Genomic DNA, 1,506 nt, shown 5'->3' with positions numbered 1-1,506 from the left:
CGACTCCGCGCCGGCGCTGGCCGGCGCGCTCACCGGGGCGATCGGCGGCGCCGCCGGACTCCCCGCCACCTGGCGGGACGCCTGCCGGATCCTCTCCGGCTGCGCCCTGCCCCGCCTGGCGGGCGCCGGCCTCGTCGACCTCGCCCGGCAGCTGGCCGACAAGCAGTTCAGCACCCCCGCGGAAGGACCCCTCGCCTCATGACCCCCACGACCGCTTCCGCCACGCCCTCCGCCCCCGCCGCCCCCGCCGCCGCCTCCGCCGGGCCCGGCCTCGCCGACCGCACCGCCGGCTGCCTCGTCGGCGCCGCCGTCGGCGACGCGCTGGGCGGGCCCGTCGAAGGCTGGACCCCCGAGGCCATCGCCGAGCGCTACGGCGGCCGGGTGCGCGGCATCGTCGAGCCGTTCCACGGCGACGGATGGCGCACCGCCCGGCCCATCGCCCCGTACCACAAGGGCGACGGGCACGTCACCGACGACACCCTCATGACCCACGCCCTCGTGCGGGTCTACGACAAGGTCCGCGACCACCTCGACGCCTACGCCGTCGCCGCCCACCTCGTGCCCGACCTCATGGGCACGCCGCGCTGGATCCCCGAGCTGGAGGCCGAGGCGCTGCCGCTGCAGCGGATCTTCCTCGCCGAGAAGTGGATCGTCGCGCGGCTGCACTACGGCCACGCCGACCCCCGGGAGGCGGGCGTCGGCAACATCGTCAACTGCGGCGCCGCGATGTACATGGCGCCCGTCGGCGCCGTCAACGCCGGCAACCCCGCCGCGGCCTACGCCGAGGCGCTCGACGTCGCCGGCGCGCACCAGTCGTCGTACGGGCGCGAGGCCGCCGGCGTCTTCGCCGCCTGCGTCGCGGCGGCCTTCACCCCCGGCGCCACGCCGGAGTCGGTGGTCGGGACGGCGCTGGAGCTGGCGAAGGACGGCACCCGCGCCGCCGTCGAGGCCGTCTGCGAGACCGCCGCCGGCCACGACGACTTCGAGGCGGCGCTGGCGCCGCTGCGCGCGGCGGTCGAGCCGTACGACACCGTCGGCCCCGAGTACCGCAACCCCTCGCTCGGCGCCCGGCGGCCCTCCCGGCTGCACGCCATAGAGGAGCTGCCGGTGGCGCTGGGCATGCTGCTCGTCGGCCGCGGCGACTACCGGCACACGGTCCTCGGCGCCGTCAACTACGGCCGCGACTGCGACTCGATCGCCACCATGGCCGGCGCGATCGCCGGCGCCCTGGGCGGCGCCGCGGCGGTGCCGGGGGAGTGGTCCGAGGAGGTCGCGCGCGCCAGCCGGCTGGACCTCCGCGCCCCGGCCGCCGTCCTCGCGGACGTGGCACGCGAGGTGTTCGCGCGCGACGTGGCGCGCCGCCGCGCCCACGAGGCCGCGTTCGGTGCGCTGGCGGGGGCGTCGTGACGGCGGCGCCGGCCGATGGGCACGGGGCGCCGCTGCGGCTGACCTGGGTGCAGCCGGAGGACCTCGTCGGCCACGAGCTGCGGCAGGCGGCCGAGGACG

The 1,506-nt window shown here is 78.4% G+C and carries 1 protein-coding gene and 1 pseudogene; both read left to right on the top strand.

What is annotated here, in order from left to right; genetic code table 11:
• A pseudogene (locus ABD317_RS36820) lies at positions 1-202 on the top strand (ADP-ribosylglycohydrolase family protein); the annotation flags it as partial.
• A complete protein-coding gene (locus tag ABD317_RS36815) occupies positions 199-1,407 on the top strand; it encodes an ADP-ribosylglycohydrolase family protein (RefSeq protein ID WP_344296407.1) in 1,209 nt (402 codons plus the stop codon). The pseudogene ABD317_RS36820 and the gene ABD317_RS36815, both read left to right, overlap by 4 nt.
• Positions 1,408-1,506: the final 99 nt, after the last annotated feature.

The organism is Streptomyces synnematoformans, from assembly GCF_039531005.1.
GTDB lineage: Bacteria > Actinomycetota > Actinomycetes > Streptomycetales > Streptomycetaceae > Streptomyces > Streptomyces synnematoformans.
This window is presented reverse-complemented; position numbering and strand designations above follow the sequence as displayed.